This window comes from Mycobacterium sp. shizuoka-1 (assembly GCF_002723835.1).
Lineage (GTDB): Bacteria > Actinomycetota > Actinomycetes > Mycobacteriales > Mycobacteriaceae > Mycobacterium.
The window spans coordinates 117499-136908 of sequence record NZ_BEWG01000024.1; the positions used below are offsets into that span (position 1 = coordinate 117499).

The following is a 19410-nucleotide window of genomic DNA, read 5'->3' on the forward strand; positions in this document are numbered from 1 at the left end:
GGACAGTGGCCGCGCCCACCGCCAGGTCGACGACGGCGACCACCCGCCGGGCGGCCGCGGACAGCCGCACGGGGCGGATGCTACCGAGCCACGCTCCAAGCGCCCCGGCCGCCAGGATGGCGCCGCCGAGCCACGGAGTGCCTGCCGGGATCTCGGCGGCGCACAGGATCATTGCGGTCACCACCACTGCAGACGAAACCAGCAGCGCAGCAGACCGATACGGGCTGTCACCGCAGCGGACCCGCAGCATCAGCGTCATCCCGACGAGGGCCAGAAAGCTCGCCGCAGGCACCGGCCGCAGCGCGGTCGCCGCGGTGAACGCCGCGCCAAGAGCTGCCGTTCCGGCCCCCGTCACCGTTGCCGCAGTCAGGCGGTGATGAGCGATCTCGGCCCTGGTCTCGAGTTCGGGATCGGACAGGCCGGCCGTCGACAACCCGGAGCTGCGGACCGCCAGCCGCGGGGCCACCGCCAGCGTGGTCAAAGCCACCATCACCAGGATCGGGCCGACGGCGGTCACCGGCCACCAACCGGCGAGCGCGCCCGTGGTCGTCGCCGACGCCGTCATCGCCACCGCGGCCAACGGCAGGAAAAGCACTGGCGCGCAATTCAGTAGGCGCCACCCGAGCAGCGAGACCGCCGCGATCGCCGACGTCGCCAACAGGAACCTCGCCACACCGCTGCGGTCCGGGCACGCCAGCACCGCGGTCAGCCCGGCGAATCCGGCTGCCAGTGCGCCGAGTCCGGCGACGTCCGCGCGGGCGCGCTGCCCGCGGCGCGTGGCCATCGCACCCACGAGAGCCAGCGCTGCCGCCGCACCGCCGATCGTGACGTGACGTGCCGTGCCCGGGTCCCCGATCCGGCTTCCGAGCAAGGCGGCCAGCACGGCCGCGGCCCAGCACACGACGATCCGTCCCGCGTGGCGGCCGGCGGCCGACTGCGGCGGTGAGGCCAGGCGGTGGACCGCATCGGCGACGGTGACGCTCGGATCGAACCTGATGTCCGGCGGCACAGGACGTGCCGCGGTGAGGGTCAGCACCTCACCGTCGGGGATCGCGCACTGCGCGAGCGTGGCGGCCGGGTCCAGGAACTCCCCGCACAGCCGGGCCAGTTGCGGCTCAGTGCCGGCGAATTCGTTGCTGCCGAGCAGGTCGACCACGATGGGCACCATCTCGGCGATCGGGACGTGGGCGGCCAGCGTGCAGTCCACCTCTCGGTCGGCGCTTCGGATGCACACCCGGCACATCTCGTGGGTGGAAGCCATGCCAGCCGACGCTAGCCAGCTCGCGGTGCCGCTGAACTCCCTTGTCCACAGGTGAATTGCCCGGCCCGACCGTGGATGCCTACCGTCCCTGCATGAATGGGGTCGACCGGCTGGCGCCGCGGTTTCCGACAGACGATCTGGTCGTCGGCGCCCCACCGTGCGCTGCCACGACGAGCGGGTTGTGGCGGCTGGTGCCGCTGCTCGGGGTCGGGGTGATGGTGGGTGCCGGCGCCTTGATGTGGGGGTCTGGACTGGTCGCGCGGGGCCCCACGGCTGTGGCGCTTCCGGCCATGATGCTGGTGTCGGCGATCGGCATGGCCGTGCACTTCGGCGGCCGTGGTCCCGCCGGCGGTCTCGACCGGCAACGCAGGCGGTATCTCGCCGAACTCGGACGGCTCAGCGATCACCTGTGCGACGCGGCGCGACGCCAGCATGCGGCACTGGTGTGGGTCCATCCGGCGCCGTCGTCGTTGTGGACGTTGACCGGTGGGCAGCGTCGCTGGGAACGCGGCCGTGCCGACTCCGACCACTGTCACGTCCGGGTCGGTGTCGGCCGTCAGCGACTCGCCCGCCGCATCGTGGTGCCGCCGGTCGGGCCGGTCGACGACCTCGACCCGGTGACCGCGGATGCGTTGCGGCGCTTCGTGCACTGCCACGCGACGCTCGAGAATGCGCCCGTCGCGGTCGCGCTGGGCGGCGTACCGGTGCTGGCGGTCGAAGGAGAACCCGCGGGTGCGCGCGCCCTGGTCCGCGCGATGGTCTGCCAGCTGGCGGTCTTGCACGGCCCGGAGACCGTCGCGATAGCGGCCGTGGTTTCGGCCGAGCACCGCCGGCAGTGGGATTGGTTGAAGTGGTTGCCGCACAACCTCTGTCCCGATCGCGGTGGCCCGATGGTGGTCGAATCGAGCGATCAGCTCACGGCCTCCACCGCAGGGGCGTGCGATCGCCAGACCGTGGTGATCGTCGACGGAGCCGACCACCGCCACCTCGTCGCGAGCGGACGGACCGTCATCGTCGTCGCCGGCGCCGACCCGTCAGCCGCGCTTCGGCTGCACGTCGATGCCGCCCGGCTGGCGGTATCCGGCGGCGACGACATCGAGGTGATCGGCACCGCCGATGGCATGACCATGACGCAGGCCCGGATCTGTGCGCGTCGGCTCGCCCGATACGGCGCCGCCGGGGCGGGGCCGGACCATCTGCAGCGCTGGACCGCCGCACTGACCGGCAATGCCCCAGCCCTGCGGGTCCCGCTCGGTACCTCGCCGGACGGCGGGCTCGTCGAACTCGACATCAAGGAGGCCGCCGACGGCGGGCACGGGCCGCACGGGCTGTGCATCGGCGCCACCGGATCGGGGAAGTCCGAGCTGCTGCGCACGGTCGTGGCTGCGATGATCGCCCGGCATCGCTCCGATGAGCTCAACCTGGTGCTCATCGACTTCAAGGGCGGAGCGACCTTTCTCGGTTTGGACGGTCTGCCCCACGTCGCGGCCGTCATCACCAACCTGGCCGACGAGGCAGAGTTGGTGGCCCGCGCCAACGAAGCGCTCGGGGGCGAGATCCAGCGCAGGCAAACGCTCCTACGCCGGGCCGGCAATGCCGTCAATCTGCGCTCCTACCAAGGACGTCGGCGTATCGACCGCAGCCTCCCGGTCCTGCCGACGCTGTTCATCGTCGTCGACGAGTTCGCCGAATTGCTGGCCCGGCGACCAGAGTTCGCCGAGCTGTTCACCATGATCGGGCGGGTCGGCCGGTCGCTGGGGGTTCATCTGCTGCTGGCCAGCCAGCGTCTGGACGAGGGACGTCTGCGCGGTCTGGAATCGCACCTGTCCTACCGAATCTGCCTGAAGACATCGACCGTCGCGGAGTCCCGCGCGGTGCTCGGTGTCGCCGACGCCGCCGACTTGCCCGCCGCGCCGGGGGCGGCGATTCTTCGGGCCGGCAACGGTGCCCTGGTCCGTTTCCAGGCCACCTACCTCGGCGCCCGGGTCGGTGACCGCACGCCGGCCGGCCGGCCGGTTCCGGCGGCACGACCGTTCACCTCGTTGCCCGTCGATCCACCGGTCGCCGACACCGGCGCGACGGTGTGGGACGGGATCGTCGACCGGGTCCGCGGCCAGGGCCCGCCGGCCCACCGGGTGTGGTTGCCGCCGCTGACCACGTCCCCCAGCCTGGCGGAGCTGCGCGGGGACGGCGGCGCGGAGCTGAGTGTCGCGATCGGCGTGGTCGATCTGCCCTTCGAGCAGCGCCGGGCACCGCTGAGGGTGGAGCTCGGCGGCGCGGGCGGGAACGTCGCGGTGGTGGGTGCACCCCGCAGTGGCAAGTCCACCGCGGTGCGCACGGTGATCACCGCGTTGGCCGCCCGCCATGATCCGCGTCGGATCCAGTTCTACTGCCTGGACTTCGGCGGCGGCGCGCTCGACACACTGCGGGACATGCCGCACGTGGGAGCGGTGGTGCAGCGCGGGCAGGCCGAACTGGTGCGCCGCACGGTCGGGCATGTCGGAGCGGTCCTGGCGAACCGCGAATCACGGCGCCAGAACGATCCGTACGGCGATGTGGTCTTGGTCGTCGACGGTTGGTCGACCGTGCGTGAGGAGTTTTCCGACCTGGAGCCGACGATCACCGGCTACACCGTGCGAGGTTTGTCGCTGGGGATTCACGTGATTCTCACGGCAGGGCGATGGGCGGATGTCCGGCCTGCCCTCAGAGATCAGATCGGCACGAAAATCGAGCTTCGGCTGGGTGATCCGGTGGACTCCGAGATGGATCGCAAGCAGGCGTCGACGGTGCCGATCGACCGGCCCGGGCGCGGTATCACCGGTGACGGTCACCATTTCCTGATCGCCGAGCCCGGCGGTGCGCAGGCGGTGCGGTGTGGATCGTGGCGGGCACCCCCGGTGCGGCTGTTGCCCTCTCAGGTCGACTACTCGGCGGTGGCCGGTCGGGCCGGCGACGGTGCCGGGCAGATTGTGCTCGGTCTGGGTGAAGAACGACTCGAACCGGTGGCGGTCGACTTCGGCAGGTACCAGCATCTGCTGATCCTCGGTGACCGCGAATGCGGGAAGACGGCGACGCTGCGAACACTGTGCGGCCAGCTCGTGCGCGGCGCCGAAGGCAGGCCGGTCCGGTTGTTCGTCGTCGACTTCCGTCGCGGCCTCCTCGGTCTCACCGACTCGCGGTACCACCTCGGATACGCATTCTCCGGCGGCGGCCTGGCCACCCGGCTTCCCGAGCTGACGGCGTTGTTGCAGAGCAGGTTACCGGCGGCAGACACCCCGATCGAACAACTCATGGCAAGATCCTGGTGGGCGGGTCCGGACGTCTACGTCGTCGTCGACGACTACGACCTGGTGTCGGCCACCGCACCCGACGCCCTCGGTGCTTTGCAGGCATTGCTGCCGCATGCAGGCGACATTGGGCTGCATCTGATCCTGGCGCGGCGGTGCGCCGGCTCGGCGCGGGCGATGTTCGAGCCGCTGCTGGCGCAGCTGCGCGAAAGTGGTTGTGCCGGACTGCTGATGAGCGGAAGCCCCGACGAAGGCGCCCTGATCGGGCATCATCGCGCGGTCGCCCGGCCACCGGGGCGAGGGTTGCTGGTGACGCGCGACACGGCGCAGGTCGTTCAGGTCGGCTGGACGCCGCTGTGATCAGCGCGGTGCTGGAAATCGGCCCGGCGACCGTGTGCCGGTCGGATGACCCCACCGGGCTGCGCGTTCGGCGCGAACTGATCTCTGCGGCGCTGGACGGTCTCGACGACACGGTGGTGCTCGTCGATGAGCAGCCGGTCTCGGTCCCCGCGCTGTGGCGACAGATCGTCATCGAACTCATCGGAACACGCTGTGAGGAAGTCACTTTAGTGCATCCGTCATGGTGGCCGCGGCACCGGCTGACCTGCCTGCTCGACGCGGCGGCGACCGTGGCCACCGAGGTCCGCGCACTGTCGCGCGCGGCCGTGATCGCCGGGGACGACGCGGTCACTGTCGTGGAAATCGCTGACGACGTGATCGCCATCAGCGCTCCCGCGCGGCCGCCGGAGGTGCGGATTCGTCCCCAGGACCCGGGCGAGATCGCCGCGGCGATCGAGACGACGGGGGCCACCAGGGTGCTCATCGACGCGCCTGCGGAAGTGGCCGGCGCGCTGGACTGTTCCGGCGCGGTGCAGGCCGCACTGCGGCGGCGCAGCATACCGGTTCACCAGGCCGCGATCCGGGAAGTGCCCCCGCCGGTGCGTGATCCCGCGACGTCCATGGTTGCGCACCGGTCCTGGCGGATCCCGGTGATCACCGCGGCCTCGGTGGTCCTCACGCTCTGTGCGCTGGGCCTCGACGCGGTCCGGTATCGTGCGCCGGTACCCGATGCGGTCGATCTCGCCGAAGGCCGGATCACGGTGCGGATCCCCGATCAGTGGTCGGTCGTGCGGATCACCGCCGGGCCGGGATCGCGCCGGGTCCAGGCCAACTCGCCGGCCGACCCGACGGTGGCGTTACACGTCACGCAATCCTATTCTCCCGGTGAGACGTTGGATCGAACCGCCGACCTCGTCGGCCAAGCCATGGCCGAACAGCCGGCCGGTGTGTTCGCCGACTTCAATCCGGCGGATCGGCGCGCCGGCCGGCCTGCCGTCACCTACCGGGAGATCCGAGTCGGCCGTGACATCCGCTGGGCGGTGGTGCTCGACGGCTCGACCCGGATCAGCATCGGGTGCCAGAGCGCGCCGGGCCGCGACGACATCGTCGCCGGTCCGTGCGAACAGGCCATCGCGTCCGCTCACGAGTCGGTGGGAACCGATCGGGGCGCCCCCACGTCGAATCCATTGTCAGCGTTTGTAACTCGACCGTGAGGATGGACCGTGACGACACTGAGCACCGACTTCGATCTCATGCGCTCCGCCGCTGCGGCCGCCGATGCCCGAAACGACGAGATCCGGGTTCTGTTGCAGGGCTTCATCACCCGGATGGAATCGGTTCCGCCGACCGTCTGGGGCGGCCTGGCAGCCGCGCGGTTCAGAACCGTCGTCGCGCACTGGAACAGCGAGTCGACCCGGTTGTCCCACGCCCTGGCCGGAATCGCCGACACGATCCGCAACAACGAACACGAGCTGCGGGAGGCGGCGCACCTGCATGCGCAACGCATCGCCGCGGCCACCACAGATCTCTGAGGAGGAACCCGACCGTGGACCCCGTCCTTTCCTATGATTTCGCCGAGATCGACGCGGCGGTACTCGCCGACATCCAGGGCACGTCGACTCGGCTGCGCGCGGCCCTCGACGATCTCAGCCGCCAGATCGCGCCGCTGCAGCAGGTGTGGACCCGCGACGCCGCGGCGGCCTATCAGGCTGAGCAAGCCCAATGGCAGCAGGCCGCGTCCGCGCTGCACGACATCCTGGTGCGCCTCGGCGCCGCGGTGCGGGACGGCGCTGCCGACGTGGCCGATGCCGACCGGCGCGCCGCCGGGATGTGGGGCTGAGGCGCGAGTCCCCCAAAGCCTGTGCGGCCCCTTCGGCGGAGAGGGTCGTCGGGGCCGCACAGTCACCGTCACCGAAATCCGCGAATAGACACAGAATCGCACTTTTGCCCCCAGATCGTGCGATTCTGTGTCTGCTCGGGAGCTTCGGCGAAAAGGGCGTATCGTGGCCGCACGCGCGCCCGCGCCAGTGACCGCGCGAGGAGTGTGATCGCCGATGGGCACATCCAGAACACCGCGAACCGGGGCCGGTGGCCCGCGGCCGTCGGCGGTGGTGCGCGCGGTCCACGAGCGATTCGTCGCTGGTGAGGTTGACGCGTCGTTCCTGGAATCCAGCTTGCGACCGATCGTGGCCAAGAGCTGGCAGCGCAGTCTGGCCAAGGGCGTCGACCCCGACGGTGCCGCCCAGCCGTCGCCGGTCGGGGAGGAGCTGGCCCGGTTGCGCCAGACCCACCCGTTGGCGCCCGCGCTGCCGGTGATCCGGCGACTGCTCGTCGAGGATGCGGCCGGCACCGGCGTGGTGGTGGCGGTGACCGGCGCGGACGGCACCCTGCTCTGGGTCGAAGGCGACCGCAGCGCGTGCCGCCGCGCGGAGGCGATGAACTTCGTGCCCGGGGCCGACTGGAGCGAGCGCGGCGCGGGCACCAACGCCCCCGGCACGGCGCTGGCATTGGATGCTGAGCTGCAGATACTCGGTTCTGAACACTTCTCCCGGGTCGTGCAGCCGTGGAGTTGTACCGCGGTGCCGGTGCACGACCCGAGTACCGGCGCGCTGCTCGGCGCACTGGATCTGACCGGCGGCTCGCGGGTGGCCACCCCCCAAGCGCTGGCCCTGGTGCGGGCCACCGTCGTCGCCGTCGAAAGCCACCTGGCCCTGATGCGCCTGACCGGCTCGGCCGTCGAGACCGCCCCGCGCCGCCCGCGGCTGGCGGTGCTGGGATCCGACCGCCCACGCTGGCTGATCACCGACGAGTTCGGTCACCTGCGCTCGACGCCGCTCACCGGCCGGCACGCGGACATCCTGGTGTTGCTCAGCCGCCATCCCGAGGGCCTGAGCGCCGACCATCTCGCGATGCTGCTCGACGACAAAGACTTGGACGTGGTGACCGTGCGCGCCGAGATGTCGCGGCTGCGCAAGGTGGTCGGCGCCGAGGTCATCGAGTCCCGGCCGTACCGGCTCCTGGTGCCCATCACCACCGACATCGGGGAGGTGTACGAGGCGCTGGATGCCGGTGACGTCTCCACGGCGCTCGACCGCTACCCGGGACCGCTTCTGCCGCAATCGATCTCACCTGCCGTCGGACGGCTTCGCACCGAGCTGTCGATGACCTTGCGGGCAGCGGTGCTCTCCACCGGCGATCCGGTGCTGCTTCGCCGCTGGCTGGACAGCCCAGACGGCCGCGACGACCGGGATGGCTGGCGGGCGCTGCACGACGGCACCCTGCCCGGCTCGGTGCAACAGGCGCAGGCCCGCGGCAAGCTGGCCGGACTGGACCTCGACCTGGCCTGATGCCGGGCCTGCAACGGTGCGCGGCCCGCGTGCAACCGTGCTGCAACCCCGTACTGCCTACCTTCAGTGACGACCGACACATTTCGTCGCTTGACCAGGCAGGAGAACGTCATGACCGTATACGCGAGGCCCGGTGCGGAAGGGTCCGTGATGTCCTTCCAACCCCGCTACGACAACTTCATCGGCGGGCAGTGGACCGCGCCGGTGGGTGGTCAGTACTTCGAGAACCGCACCCCGGTGACTGGTGAGGTGTTCTGTGAGGTGGCGCGGTCGACGGATGCCGATATCGAGTTGGCGTTGGATGCCGCGCATGCGGCCGCGCCGGGGTGGGGTAAGACCTCGGCGGCGGAGCGGGCGGTGATCCTGAACAAGATCGCTGATCGGATCGAGGCGAATCTGGAGTCGATCGCGCTGGCGGAGTCGTGGGACAACGGCAAGCCGATCCGCGAGACCCTCAACGCCGATATTCCGTTGGCGGTGGATCATTTTCGGTACTACGCCGGTGCGATCCGGGCGCAGGAGGGGTCGCTGAGCCAGATCGACGACGACACCGTCGCCTACCATTTTCACGAGCCGTTGGGGGTGGTCGGTCAGATCATTCCGTGGAACTTCCCGATCCTGATGGCGGTGTGGAAGCTCGCCCCGGCGCTGGCGGCCGGTAATGCGGTGGTGCTCAAGCCCGCCGAGCAGACCCCGGCCTCCGTGCTCTACCTGATGTCCCTCATCGGTGATCTCCTTCCGCCCGGAGTCATCAACGTGGTCAACGGGTTCGGGGTGGAGGCCGGCAAGCCGCTGGCGTCCTCGAACCGCATCGCCAAGATCGCGTTCACCGGGGAAACCACCACCGGCCGGCTGATCATGCAGTACGCCAGCCAGAACCTCATCCCGGTCACCCTGGAACTCGGCGGCAAGAGCCCGAACATCTTCTTCTCCGATGTCCTCGCTGCCAATGACGACTATCAGGACAAGGCGCTGGAAGGGTTCACGATGTTCGCCCTCAACCAGGGCGAGGTCTGCACCTGCCCGTCGCGCAGCCTGATCCAGGCCGACGTCTACGACGAGTTCCTGGCGATGGCCGCGATCCGCACCAAGGCCGTCCGCCAGGGTGATCCACTGGACACCGAAACCATGATCGGCGCGCAGGCCTCCAACGATCAACTCGAGAAGATCCTGTCCTATATCGAGATCGGCAAAAGCGAAGGCGCCCAGATCATCACCGGTGGCGAGCGCGCCGACCTCGGCGGGGACCTGGGCGGTGGCTACTACGTGCAGCCGACGATCTTCACCGGCAACAACGGCATGCGGATCTTCCAGGAGGAGATCTTCGGACCCGTCGTTGCGGTGACCTCGTTCACCGACTACGACGATGCGATCCGGATCGCCAACGACACCCTCTACGGCCTCGGGGCGGGGGTGTGGACCCGCAACGGCAACACCGCCTACCGCGCCGGGCGTGACATCAAGGCCGGCCGGGTGTGGACCAACTGTTATCACCAATATCCGGCCCACGCCGCGTTCGGCGGCTACAAGCAGTCCGGCATCGGCCGGGAAAACCATCTGATGATGCTCGACCACTACCAGCAGACCAAGAACCTGCTCGTCTCCTACTCCAACAAAGCCCAAGGCTTCTTCTGATCAGTGATTTCGGCGCGCAAACCGCCGCGCAGCGAACGGAACCGCGCCGAAATCGCACCACACCGAAAGGAACATCAGCATGACTCAGACACTTGGCGCCCGCGCCACCTCCACCGACACCGACACCATGCGCGCCGCCGTCGTCACCGAATTCGGTGCGGCTCTTCAGGTCGCCGACCTCGAGCTGCCCACTCCCGGCCCCGGCGAAGCTCTCGTCAAGCTCGAAACCTCCGGGGTGTGTCACACCGATCTGCATGCCGCACAAGGTGACTGGCCGGTCAAACCCGCGCCACCGTTCATCCCGGGCCACGAGGGCTACGGCACCGTCGTCGCGCTCGGCGAGGGCGTCACCGACCTCAAGCTGGGCGACAAGGTCGGCAACGCCTGGCTGTGGTCTGCCTGCGGCAGCTGTGAATACTGCCGGACCGGCTGGGAGACGCTGTGCGAGAGCCAGCGCAACGGCGGATACAGCGTCAACGGCAGCTTCGGTACCTACATGCTGGTGAATGCCGCCTACGCCGCCCGGATTCCCGACGGTGTCGACCCACTCGAGGTCGCGCCGATCCTGTGCGCCGGCGTCACCGTCTACAAGGGTCTGAAGGTCACCGACACCCGGCCCGGCCAGTGGGTAGCGATCTCGGGCATCGGCGGTCTGGGCCACATCGCCGTGCAGTACGCCCGGGCAATGGGCCTTCGGGTGGTGGCCGTCGACATCGACGACGCCAAGCTCGCCCTGGCCGAACGCCTCGGTGCCGAGGTCGCGGTGAACGCCAGGACGTCCGACGTCGTCGCCGAGGTGCAGAAGGCCACCGGCGGTGTGCACGGCGTGCTGGTCACCGCGGTGCATCCGCAGGCCTTCGGTCAGGCGATCGGCCTGACCCGCCGAGGCGGAACGATCGTGTTCAACGGTCTACCGCCCGGTGATTTTCCGGCACCGATCTTCGATATCGTGTTGAAGGGCTTGACGATTCGCGGCTCGATCGTTGGCACCCGTCAGGATATGGCCGAGGCACTGGACTTCTACGCCCGCGGCCTGATCCACCCCACGGTCGAAGCCGCCAAGCTCGACGACATCAACGAGGTGTTCGGGCGAATGGAACGCGGCCAGATCGACGGCCGCGTCGTCATCGACTACCGCTGAGTCCCCAGCAACGCACGGGCGTCCTCGATGCCGGCCAGACGGATGTCGTCGCGCCGGACCGTCGCCCACCGCCCCGCCGCCATGGCGAAGGCCACCATGGTGTCGGGGCGGTCGCGTCTGGTTTCCACCGTGGTCACGGTTTGGGTGTAGGGCAACGAGCGGGTGACCGCCAGCGAGGCGGAGTTGTCGTGCCAGGCCCGGGTGACGGCGAGGTCGGCGTCGAAACCCGCGAAGATCAAGTGCAGTGCCGCCTGCCGCATCTCCTTGCCGATGCCCTGCCCGTGGTGAGCGCGCCCCAGCCAGGAACCCGTGGTCAACCGCCGGTTCTGCGGAAACTGCTCAGCGTGAACCGAACACATGCCGACCACGGACTCGTCGACCAAGACGGCGAGGTCGAGGTTCCACCGCGCCCGCGCCGTCTCAGCCCTGTTGCGCCAGTAATACTGCAGGCTGTTGCGCTCCAGCTCCGGCGACGGCACATCTGTCCACGGTTCGGTGAACGGCATGGTCGCCGGATCATGAATACCCTTGGCCGCCAACCGCGCCAGCCGCTCGCCCAACTCGTCGCTGACATAGCGCAGTTCGATCCGGGGGGTGGTCACCCGCAGATCGAACAACGGCCAGATGTGCGCCATTCGTCCATCGGATCACAACCGATGATGCCTTCGAAAGCGAATTAGCTCATGTGGTGGCGGCGGTAGTGGCGGGCCACCCGGGTGCGGTTCGCGCAGATGTTCTGGGTGCAGAACTTTCTGCGGGCGTCGAGCGCGACGAAAAGCATGCTGCAGGAGGGGTTTTGGCACCGGCGGAGGCGGTCGTGCGCCGGTGAGACGAGCAGGTCGATGAGGCTGTCGACCACCGCCCCGAGTGCGAGGTCGTAGCGCCGGTCCACCGCGGCGTGGTGGGTGGTCACCGCCGTCCAGCCGGCCCGGGTGTGCTCGAGCCGCCGGGTGGCACTCACCCGGGCAGCCACGTCGTTGACGTACTCGACAGCGGCGGAATCGGGCTCGGCCCCGGCGACATGTGCGTCCAGGACGTCGCGCACCGCGCCACGGAGTTCGACGGTGACCGCCAGCGAGGGCGGCGCCGCCGTCGCGGGCAGACGGTCCTGCTGCAGCCTCCACCACGACCGGCAGGTCGCCTCGTCGGCCAGGAGGTCGGTGGCCGGATCCGTGACCGTGATGATCGTGTCCGCCAGGTCCACGGCCAGCGGTTCGCCCGCCACGACGAAGCCCGCCTCCTGCGCTTCGTCCAGCCGAGACATGGCATTCATCTGACTAATGCTATCAGGGTGTTGACAGCGTTAGGTCTTGTCGACTAAGAAGACTAACGTCAACGCATAGAAACAAACGTTAGAAAGGCTTCACCCGAATGGATTCTCTGGACCTGCTGCACCGCGCCGATCGCCGCCTGGTCGATCTCACTGCCACGTTGAGTGACGGCGCCCTCGAGCTGCCCAGCCCGTGCGCCGACTGGAACGTGCGGTCGTTGCTCAGCCACACCGTGGCGTCGATCGACGCCTTCGCCGCTGCTGTGGACGGCGGTCCGGGCCCCACCGAAGCGGAACTGTTCAGCGGGCAGGACATCCTCGGCGGCGACCCACAGGCGGTCGTCGAACGCTCGGTGGCGCGCTCGCAGCGCGCGTGGGCGACGATCACGGACTGGCAGCTACCCGTCGCGACCGTTCTCGGCGAGATGCCCGCCGCCCAGGCCGTCGGCATCATCACCTACTCCACGCTGGTGCACAGCTGGGATCTCGCCGTGGCGACCGGCCGTCCGGTGGAGTTCGACGACGCCGAGGCCGGCCTGGCCGAGGCAGTCGGGGGACAACTCGTACCGCCGCTGCGACAGCAGGAACTCTTCGGCGCGGCGGTGGAGACGCGAGCCGACGCCACCCCCACCCAACGAGTCGTGGCCTTCGCCGGTCGCAACCCGCTGTGACCGAGCGGCACCCCGCTGTGGGATTCCACAGCGGGGAGCTGGCCGTTCAGGAGCGCGCCGGATCGCGACGGCAGGCGAGTCAACTCGCCGCGATGGCCGGTCCTGGCCTGCTACGCCCCGCGACCGCCGAGTTCCTGGCCACCGCCCCGCTGGCGCTGCTCACCGCGCGCGATCGCGCCGGCCTGCTGTGGATCTCGCCGCTGTCGGGGCCCGCCGGATTCGTTCGCGCCGCCACGCCGACGACCCTGGGCGTCGACTGTCGTTTTCCCCCAACTGATCCGCTCTATGAGCTGCCGCCCGGCCAGCCCGTCGGGGTGCTCGTGATGGATCCGGCCGTCCGCAGGCGCTTTCGTGTCAACGGCCTGCTGGCCCGGGTCGACTCCCGGCTGACAGCCGAGGTCGATCAGGCATATGGCAACTGTCCCAAGTACATCCGGGCGCGACGGCTGGAGATGCCGCGCGGTGGCGCGACACCGCGGCGCACGCTGGAGTACGCGGGCAGTGCGTTACGGCCACAGGACCGGCGGCTTATCGAGAGCGCCGACACGTTCTTTCTCGGCACGACGCACCCGGCGTCGGGCAACGACGCCTCGCATCGCGGCGGGCCCGCCGGATTCGTCCGGGTGGATCACGACCACCTCTGCTTTCCGGACTATCCGGGCAACAACTTGTTCAACAGCCTGGGCAACCTCGCCGTCGACCCGACCGCTGCTCTGGTGTTCGCCGATTTCGACAGCGGGACAACGGTGCAGCTGTCCGGCACCGCCACGCTCGGTTGGCAGGACATCACTCCCGGCGACGAGCTCGCGACCGGCCGGCGGGTGGCCTTCACGCCCGAGCGCGTTGTGGTCACCGCTTGCGGGTAGCGCGCAGGCGGCCATCTGCAAAGATGCCTGTTGATGAGCACACCTAACGGACCGCAGGCGGCCTTCTGCGTCGGCAACACCAGGGTCAACGAGGCCGGGATCGCGCTGGATCAGCAGGTGACGACGACGCTGGTCGACCATCGCGGCCTGGTGGAGATGCCGGCGTACGCGGTGATGGCCGAATCGGTCACCAGCGGCGCTTACTGGTACGCCTTTGCCGAGCCGGTCGCCACCGTGCAGTCCTGGCTCGCGCTCACCGCCGGTGTCCGGCCGCGGGTGGGCGATCTGCTGCACGCCGTGTCCGCACTGGCCCACCACGACGACGCCTACGGCACCGCGACCATGACGGTCACCACCGCCTCGCACGACGTCGTCTGCTCGGGGGTGGCTCGCGCGGTGCGGGTCGGACGGAGCTCCGAGGCTCTGCGGGCGCTGGACAAGGACGCCATCGCCGAGCCGATCGAGGCGCTGCCCATCCCGCCGGGCGTCGACACCCGGGTGTCGGCCATCGACCCGGATTGGGACGGAAGGCGCATTCTCGCGGCGATCAGTCGCGGCGACATCGCCCGGGGACCACTGTGCGAACTGCTCGCGATGACCGTCGAGATCCAGGACGACCCGGTGATGACCGTGGCGCCGCAGCCCTGGATGGCCAATCCACTCGGCGCCATCCAGGGCGGTGTCATCGCGTCGCTCGTCGGCCAGGCCTGCTCGCTGGCCGGCCAGGCTCATACCGGCCCCGAAGATCGCTACACCCTGGCTGACCTGTCGGTTCACTACTTCCGGTCGCCTCCGGTCGACGGGCGGCCGTTCACGATGGCCACCACCACCGAACGGGTGGGGCGTCGGATGGGCACGGTGGCGGCGACGATGGCCGACGCCACCGGCACCGTCTACGTGAGGGCCGTCGCCAACATCGCCTACGAGCGGGCTTCAGCATCGTGACCGGCGTTTTGACCTGCCCGGATCGTCGCAGGTAAGCTGCCACGTTGGCGTGCGGTACGCCGCGGTTGTGCACCGCGGGGTAAGCCGGGTTCTCGGGTCAGTGTTGGTCGCCGGGAAGCAACCCCACCGTCGCGTCCCGACCGGCACCCGGGTCACACCGGGACCTCACCCGAGAAGAGAAGAAGGTAGCTCTGTGCCTACGTACACGCCGAAGGCGGGTGACACCACGCGTTCGTGGTACGTCATCGACGCCACCGACGTGGTGCTCGGCCGGCTCGCCGTTGAAGCAGCGAAACTGCTGCGCGGCAAGCACAAGCCGACATTCACGCCGAATGTCGACGGCGGCGATTTCGTCATCGTCATCAACGCCGACAAGGTCGCCATCAGCGGCGACAAGCTGAACAAGAAGTTCCTCTACCGCCACTCGGGTTTCCCCGGTGGTCTGCGGTCCCGTGCCCTCGGTGACGAGCTGGCCAAGCACGCCGACCGTGTGGTGGAGAACGCCATCGTCGGGATGCTCCCGCACAACAAGCTGAGCCGCCAGGTCCAGAAGAAGCTCAAGGTCTACGCCGGCCCGGATCATCCGCACGCCGCGCAGCAGCCGATTCCGTTCGAGATCAAGCAGGTGGCGCAGTGAGCGAGACGACAGAAGACATCACTGAGGTCGAGGTCGCCGAGGTCGAGGTGACCGAAGCTCCCGAGGTCGTCGACGTGGAGGTCGCCGAGGAGGCCACCCCGCGTGCGCCGATCATCATCGACCGTCCCATTCAGACCGTCGGCCGCCGCAAGGAGGCCGTGGTGCGCGTCCGGCTGGTGCCGGGCACCGGCCAGTTCAACCTGGACGGCCGCACCCTGGAGGCGTACTTCCCCAACAAGGTGCACCAGCAGCTGATCAAGGCTCCGCTGGTGACGGTCGACCGGCTGGAGAGCTTCGACATCTACGCCCACCTGGACGGTGGCGGCCCGTCGGGTCAGGCCGGCGCACTGCGCCTGGCGATCGCCCGCGCGCTGATCCTGGTGCAGCCCGAAGACCGTCCGGCCCTGAAGAAGGCCGGCTTCCTCACGCGTGACCCGCGTGCCATCGAGCGCAAGAAGTACGGCCTCAAGAAGGCCCGCAAGGCGCCGCAGTACAGCAAGCGCTGATCTGCCGCGTTCCCGTACGCACCGCAGCGCCGGGCGTCGTCCAGCCTCTTTGGCTGGCGGCGCCCGGCGTTTCGTTTGTGGTGTGGGTCACACAGTTTCTGCCCTGTTCAGAGGGGAGATCCGGGCGAATCATTAGGTTTCGGTTTGAGTTCGCGACCAGTCGGCAACGCTTTTGTGAGTCGGCGGCAACGTCGGCTGCCCGAGGTAGGAGGCGGGACCCTTCGGGGGGTCGGTGTCCTCCTTCGGGGCTGTGGTCCAAAGTTCCCGCAGCTCTGACTCCCTGCCAATCACAGGAGAAATGGAGCGAACATGAACACGTTGACGAAGACGGCCGCAGGCGCGGTGCTCGGTGGATCGCTGCTTGTCGCGGGTGGTTTCGGCCTCGCGAGCGCAGCTCCGGAGGCGCCCCCGGTGCCCGAGCCGCAGGCACCCCAGTCGGCCGGCCAGCTCAATGTGGGCCTGACGGTCAACGGCGAGCAGATCGGCACCATCCAGAACGTGTCGGTGGGCACCGCGCAGACTCTCGCCACGAGCGTCTGCCCGGGCGACGACCTGTCGGCCAAGCTTCCTGCCCTGGCCACCAGCGAGATCTCGACGGTCCCGGTGTGCGCCAGCGGTGCCACCGGCGTGAGCTACACGTTCACCCAGGCGGGCCCGGGTAACTCGGACGTCGCCCCTGCCCAGAGCCCGCACGGAGCGTCGGGCGTCGGTGCCACGGCGACCAGCACGGTTCCGGCGGCTCCGGCGCCTGCCGAGGTGCCGATGACCGTCAGCCGGTAGTCACCACCGCGACGCCGCGCACTGCCCGCACCCGCTTCGGGTGCGGGCAGTGTTCGTCGTGGGCGTCTCGGCGCAATGTCGGTTTGGCGGCGACATGGCGGATAACCTCGTCGGTTATATCTTGAGCCGCGAGTTGTGAGAGGTTTGTCCGCATGGGTCGACTGTTCGGGACCGACGGGGTCCGAGGCGTCGCCAACCGAGAACTGACTGCTGAGCTGGGGTTGGCGCTGGGAGCGGCGGCGGCGCGCCGGCTGGCCGCGATCAGGCCCACGGGGCGGTGCCTGGCCGTGATCGGCCGCGATCCGCGCGCGAGCGGCGAGATGCTCGAGGCGGCCGTCATCGCCGGTGTCACCAGCGAAGGTGTGGACGCCCTGCGCGTCGGCGTGCTGCCCACCCCGGCCGTGGCATACCTGACAGGCGCCTACGGCGCGGATTTCGGTGTGATGATCTCGGCATCGCACAACCCGATGCCCGACAACGGCATCAAGATCTTCGGTCCCGGCGGGCACAAGCTGGACGACGACACCGAGGACCGCATCGAGGAACTCGTCGCCCAAGGCCCCGGCCTTCGGCCGGTCGGCAGCGGCATCGGCCGCGTCATCGAGGCGAACGACGCCTTGGAGCGCTACCTGCACCACGTGCGCTCCGCGGCGCCGGTGCGCCTGGACGGGCTGACGGTCGTCGTCGACTGTGCCCACGGCGCCGCGTTCCAGGCCGCGCCGCGCGCATATCACGCCGCGGGCGCCCGGGTGATCGCGATCAACGCCGAGCCTGACGGGCTGAACATCAACGATGGCTGCGGGTCGACCCATCTGGAGCAGCTGCAGGCCGCGGTGCTGGCCCATCGCGCCGACATCGGCCTGGCGCACGACGGCGACGCCGATCGCTGCCTGGCGGTCGACGCGACGGGCAGGGTGGTCGACGGCGACGCGATCATGGTGATCTTGGCCCTGGCCATGCACGACGCGGGGGAGCTGGCCGCCGACACGCTGGTCGCCACGGTCATGAGCAACCTCGGGCTGCACATCGCGATGCGGACGGCCGGTATCGCCGTGCGCACCACCGGCGTGGGTGACCGCTACGTTCTGGAGGAACTGCGCGCCGGCGGCTACACGCTGGGCGGGGAACAGTCGGGCCACATCGTGATGCCCGCGCTGGGGACGACCGGCGACGGCATCGCAACCGGGCTGCGGCTGATGGCGCGGATGGCGCAGACGCACGAGCCGCTGGCCCAGCTGGCCGCCCCGATGCAGACGTTGCCGCAGGTCCTGATCAACGTGCAGGTCGCCGACAAGGCGACGGTCGCCGAGGCGCCCGCGGTCCAGACCGCCGTGCGTGAGGCCGAGGCCGAACTCGGGGACACCGGCCGAATTCTGTTGCGGCCGTCCGGAACCGAGCAGATGGTGCGCGTCATGGTGGAAGCCGCCGACGAAGACACCGCGCGGCAGCTGGCGATCCGCATCGCCGACACCGTCAGCGCCGAAGGCTGATCGGACGAATCCGGGCCCATCGCGGGAACCGATGACGGCGTCCGCGCGTCATACCCGGATATGGGCAACACACGTGTGGACACCGCGGCGCTGCGCGCCGCCTCGCAGCGCTTCGACACCGTCGCCGATCTGCTCGCCGGCGCATCGGTGAACCGGTTGCGCTTCGACGGCAGCCTGGCCGGACGGGCGCACACCGCACGCGGCGACGCGGTGCGCTCGGCGTTGCAGGGTCTGGCGGCGGCGGTGTCGCACTGGTCGCGCGCCGCCGAGGAACTCGCCGCCGCGCTGCGGGTCACCGCAGACCGCTACGCCGAAGCCGAGCTGCGCGCGGCCGCGCGATGACGGTGGACGTCGCCGCCCGGCTGGCAGCGGGGCGGCCGTCGGCGGTCAACACGCAGACCTATGTGTCGGCCTGCCGCGCCGTCGCCTACCAGCATCCTGATCTGACCGCCCACGGCGCTCAGATCCTGGACTGGTACGGCGGTGAGGACGGGTTGGATCTGCAGGCGCTGGAGGCCGACGATGTGGCTCTGCGCGCCGCAGCGTCCGCCGCCGAGCAGGCTCTGGGCCTCACCCGCGAGGCGGAAGCCGAGGTCCTCGCCGCGTGGCAGGGGGAATCGAGCTCGCTGGCAACAGATTTCATCACTCGGCACCGCGCGGCAGCCACCACCGTGGCTCATGCGTTGCACACCGCGGTCGACGCCTGCGCGGCGCTGGGGGACACCCTCGGCCGCCTCGTCGAGGACAAGGTCGGTGCGGCGGTGTCGATCGACGACCGCCGGGCCGCCGAGCGTTCCGTATGGCAGGCCGCGGCGGCGACCGTGCTGGGCGGGGGAGCGGGGCGCGACGAGGCCGTTGGGGTGGTCAGCCAGCAGATCGTCCCCTACGTCGACACCGACATCCGCGGCGAGTGGCTCACCGCGATGCGGTCGACCAGCTCGTCGGCGGCGGCCGCCTACGACGACGCGCTGCGCCGGTTGGATGCCGCGCCGGTCGCCCCCTTCGAGGTGCCCGGACCGATGGGTGCCCCGGCGGTGCCGGCGGCGGCTGCCCCCACGCCGGTTCAGCCTGCCGGGCTGGCCGTGCCCGCCGCGCAATCTCTTCCGTCGCGGCTCGGCCCGGCCGATCTGCCGGCACCGCCGGACCCGTTGCCCATGCCGGAAACGACTGCCGTACAACCACTGCCGGGACCACCGCCGGTGGATCCGCCGGCTGCCCCGGGTGCCTCGGTGCCG

The 19410-nt window shown here is 69.8% G+C and carries 18 protein-coding genes and 1 pseudogene; 16 read left to right on the forward strand and 3 right to left on the reverse strand.

The annotated features are described in order from the left end of the window. A partial coding sequence (gene eccD, locus MSZK_RS08490) for a type VII secretion integral membrane protein EccD (RefSeq protein WP_199203244.1) occupies nucleotides 1-1261 on the reverse strand: 1261 nt, incomplete at its 3' end. Nucleotides 1262-1353: 92 nt separating this feature from the next. On the opposite strand from eccD, the gene eccCa reads away from it, so the two are divergent. From eccCa to adhP, 7 genes are all read left to right on the forward strand, one after another. Next, nucleotides 1354-4908, forward strand: a complete 3555-nt coding sequence (eccCa, locus tag MSZK_RS08495) for a type VII secretion protein EccCa (RefSeq protein ID WP_099246793.1) — start codon at nucleotides 1354-1356, stop codon at nucleotides 4906-4908. Next, nucleotides 4905-6101: a type VII secretion-associated protein gene (locus tag MSZK_RS08500; RefSeq protein ID WP_099246795.1), complete on the forward strand. Its 1197-nt coding sequence runs from the start codon at nucleotides 4905-4907 to the stop codon at nucleotides 6099-6101. The genes eccCa and MSZK_RS08500 overlap by 4 nt, the downstream gene beginning before the upstream one ends. A gap of 18 nt (nucleotides 6102-6119) precedes the next feature. Further along, nucleotides 6120-6419: a WXG100 family type VII secretion target gene (locus tag MSZK_RS08505; RefSeq protein ID WP_199203252.1), complete on the forward strand. Its 300-nt coding sequence runs from the start codon at nucleotides 6120-6122 to the stop codon at nucleotides 6417-6419. Between the two features lie 14 nt (nucleotides 6420-6433). Then, nucleotides 6434-6727, forward strand: a complete 294-nt coding sequence (locus MSZK_RS08510) for a WXG100 family type VII secretion target (RefSeq protein ID WP_099246799.1) — start codon at nucleotides 6434-6436, stop codon at nucleotides 6725-6727. A gap of 214 nt (nucleotides 6728-6941) precedes the next feature. Continuing rightward, a complete protein-coding gene (locus tag MSZK_RS08515) occupies nucleotides 6942-8234 on the forward strand; it encodes a helix-turn-helix domain-containing protein (RefSeq protein ID WP_099246801.1) in 1293 nt (430 codons plus the stop codon). A gap of 111 nt (nucleotides 8235-8345) precedes the next feature. Continuing rightward, nucleotides 8346-9869 carry an aldehyde dehydrogenase gene (gene adh, locus MSZK_RS08520; RefSeq protein ID WP_099246803.1) on the forward strand — a complete coding sequence of 508 codons (1524 nt, stop codon included), beginning with the start codon at nucleotides 8346-8348 and terminating at the stop codon, nucleotides 9867-9869. 79 nt (nucleotides 9870-9948) lie between these two features. Continuing rightward, a complete protein-coding gene (adhP, locus tag MSZK_RS08525) occupies nucleotides 9949-11010 on the forward strand; it encodes an alcohol dehydrogenase AdhP (protein WP_099246805.1) in 1062 nt (353 codons plus the stop codon). On the opposite strand, the gene MSZK_RS08530 is transcribed toward adhP, so the two are convergent. Then, the gene (locus MSZK_RS08530) at nucleotides 11001-11645 is read right to left on the reverse strand and encodes a GNAT family N-acetyltransferase (protein ID WP_099246807.1); all 645 of its coding nucleotides are present in this window, start codon (nucleotides 11643-11645) and stop codon (nucleotides 11001-11003) included. The two genes, adhP and MSZK_RS08530, sit on opposite strands and share 10 nt — an antisense overlap. A gap of 41 nt (nucleotides 11646-11686) precedes the next feature. Beyond that, the gene (locus MSZK_RS08535; RefSeq protein WP_099246810.1) at nucleotides 11687-12283 is read right to left on the reverse strand and encodes an ABATE domain-containing protein; all 597 of its coding nucleotides are present in this window, start codon (nucleotides 12281-12283) and stop codon (nucleotides 11687-11689) included. Between the two features lie 98 nt (nucleotides 12284-12381). Between MSZK_RS08535 and MSZK_RS08540 the strand changes: the two genes are divergently transcribed. The 9 genes and pseudogenes from MSZK_RS08540 to MSZK_RS32285 all read left to right on the forward strand — a co-directional run. Then, on the forward strand, nucleotides 12382-12951 hold the full coding sequence (locus MSZK_RS08540; RefSeq protein WP_099246812.1) for a TIGR03086 family metal-binding protein: 570 nt from the start codon (nucleotides 12382-12384) through the stop codon (nucleotides 12949-12951). Beyond that, on the forward strand, nucleotides 12948-13817 hold the full coding sequence (locus tag MSZK_RS08545) for a pyridoxamine 5'-phosphate oxidase family protein (protein WP_233211178.1): 870 nt from the start codon (nucleotides 12948-12950) through the stop codon (nucleotides 13815-13817). The genes MSZK_RS08540 and MSZK_RS08545 overlap by 4 nt, the downstream gene beginning before the upstream one ends. A 33-nt stretch (nucleotides 13818-13850) precedes the next feature. Further along, nucleotides 13851-14762, forward strand: coding sequence for a PaaI family thioesterase (locus MSZK_RS08550; protein WP_099246814.1), 912 nt, complete (start codon nucleotides 13851-13853; stop codon nucleotides 14760-14762). Between the two features lie 193 nt (nucleotides 14763-14955). Continuing rightward, nucleotides 14956-15399, forward strand: coding sequence for a 50S ribosomal protein L13 (gene rplM / locus MSZK_RS08555; RefSeq protein WP_099246816.1), 444 nt, complete (start codon nucleotides 14956-14958; stop codon nucleotides 15397-15399). 17 nt (nucleotides 15400-15416) lie between these two features. After that, entirely contained in the window at nucleotides 15417-15905 is a 489-nt protein-coding gene (gene rpsI / locus MSZK_RS08560) for a 30S ribosomal protein S9 (RefSeq protein ID WP_371411303.1), read from the forward strand. A gap of 309 nt (nucleotides 15906-16214) precedes the next feature. Continuing rightward, nucleotides 16215-16685, forward strand: a complete 471-nt coding sequence (locus MSZK_RS08565; protein WP_099246818.1) for a hypothetical protein — start codon at nucleotides 16215-16217, stop codon at nucleotides 16683-16685. A gap of 152 nt (nucleotides 16686-16837) precedes the next feature. After that, nucleotides 16838-18175 carry a phosphoglucosamine mutase gene (glmM, locus tag MSZK_RS08570; RefSeq protein WP_099246820.1) on the forward strand — a complete coding sequence of 446 codons (1338 nt, stop codon included), beginning with the start codon at nucleotides 16838-16840 and terminating at the stop codon, nucleotides 18173-18175. Nucleotides 18176-18235: 60 nt separating this feature from the next. Continuing rightward, nucleotides 18236-18517, forward strand: coding sequence for a type VII secretion target (locus tag MSZK_RS08575; protein WP_099246822.1), 282 nt, complete (start codon nucleotides 18236-18238; stop codon nucleotides 18515-18517). Next, nucleotides 18514-19410: pseudogene (locus MSZK_RS32285) on the forward strand (hypothetical protein); the annotation flags it as partial. The gene MSZK_RS08575 and the pseudogene MSZK_RS32285, both read left to right, overlap by 4 nt.

Bases quoted from the DNA above. Each gene is read 5' to 3' on its own strand.
- MSZK_RS08550 (WP_099246814.1), top strand. From the start codon at position 13,851: ATGAGCACACCTAACGGACCGCAGGCGGCCTTCTGCGTCGGCAACACC.
- MSZK_RS08540 (WP_099246812.1), top strand. From the start codon at position 12,382: ATGGATTCTCTGGACCTGCTGCACCGCGCCGATCGCCGCCTGGTCGAT.
- MSZK_RS08530 (WP_099246807.1), bottom strand. From the start codon at position 11,645: ATGGCGCACATCTGGCCGTTGTTCGATCTGCGGGTGACCACCCCCCGG.
- adhP (WP_099246805.1), top strand. From the start codon at position 9,949: ATGACTCAGACACTTGGCGCCCGCGCCACCTCCACCGACACCGACACC.
- glmM (WP_099246820.1), top strand. From the start codon at position 16,838: ATGGGTCGACTGTTCGGGACCGACGGGGTCCGAGGCGTCGCCAACCGA.
- eccCa (WP_099246793.1), top strand. From the start codon at position 1,354: ATGAATGGGGTCGACCGGCTGGCGCCGCGGTTTCCGACAGACGATCTG.
- MSZK_RS08575 (WP_099246822.1), top strand. From the start codon at position 18,236: ATGGGCAACACACGTGTGGACACCGCGGCGCTGCGCGCCGCCTCGCAG.
- adh (WP_099246803.1), top strand. From the start codon at position 8,346: ATGACCGTATACGCGAGGCCCGGTGCGGAAGGGTCCGTGATGTCCTTC.
- MSZK_RS08565 (WP_099246818.1), top strand. From the start codon at position 16,215: ATGAACACGTTGACGAAGACGGCCGCAGGCGCGGTGCTCGGTGGATCG.
- MSZK_RS08535 (WP_099246810.1), bottom strand. From the start codon at position 12,283: ATGAATGCCATGTCTCGGCTGGACGAAGCGCAGGAGGCGGGCTTCGTC.
- MSZK_RS08515 (WP_099246801.1), top strand. From the start codon at position 6,942: ATGGGCACATCCAGAACACCGCGAACCGGGGCCGGTGGCCCGCGGCCG.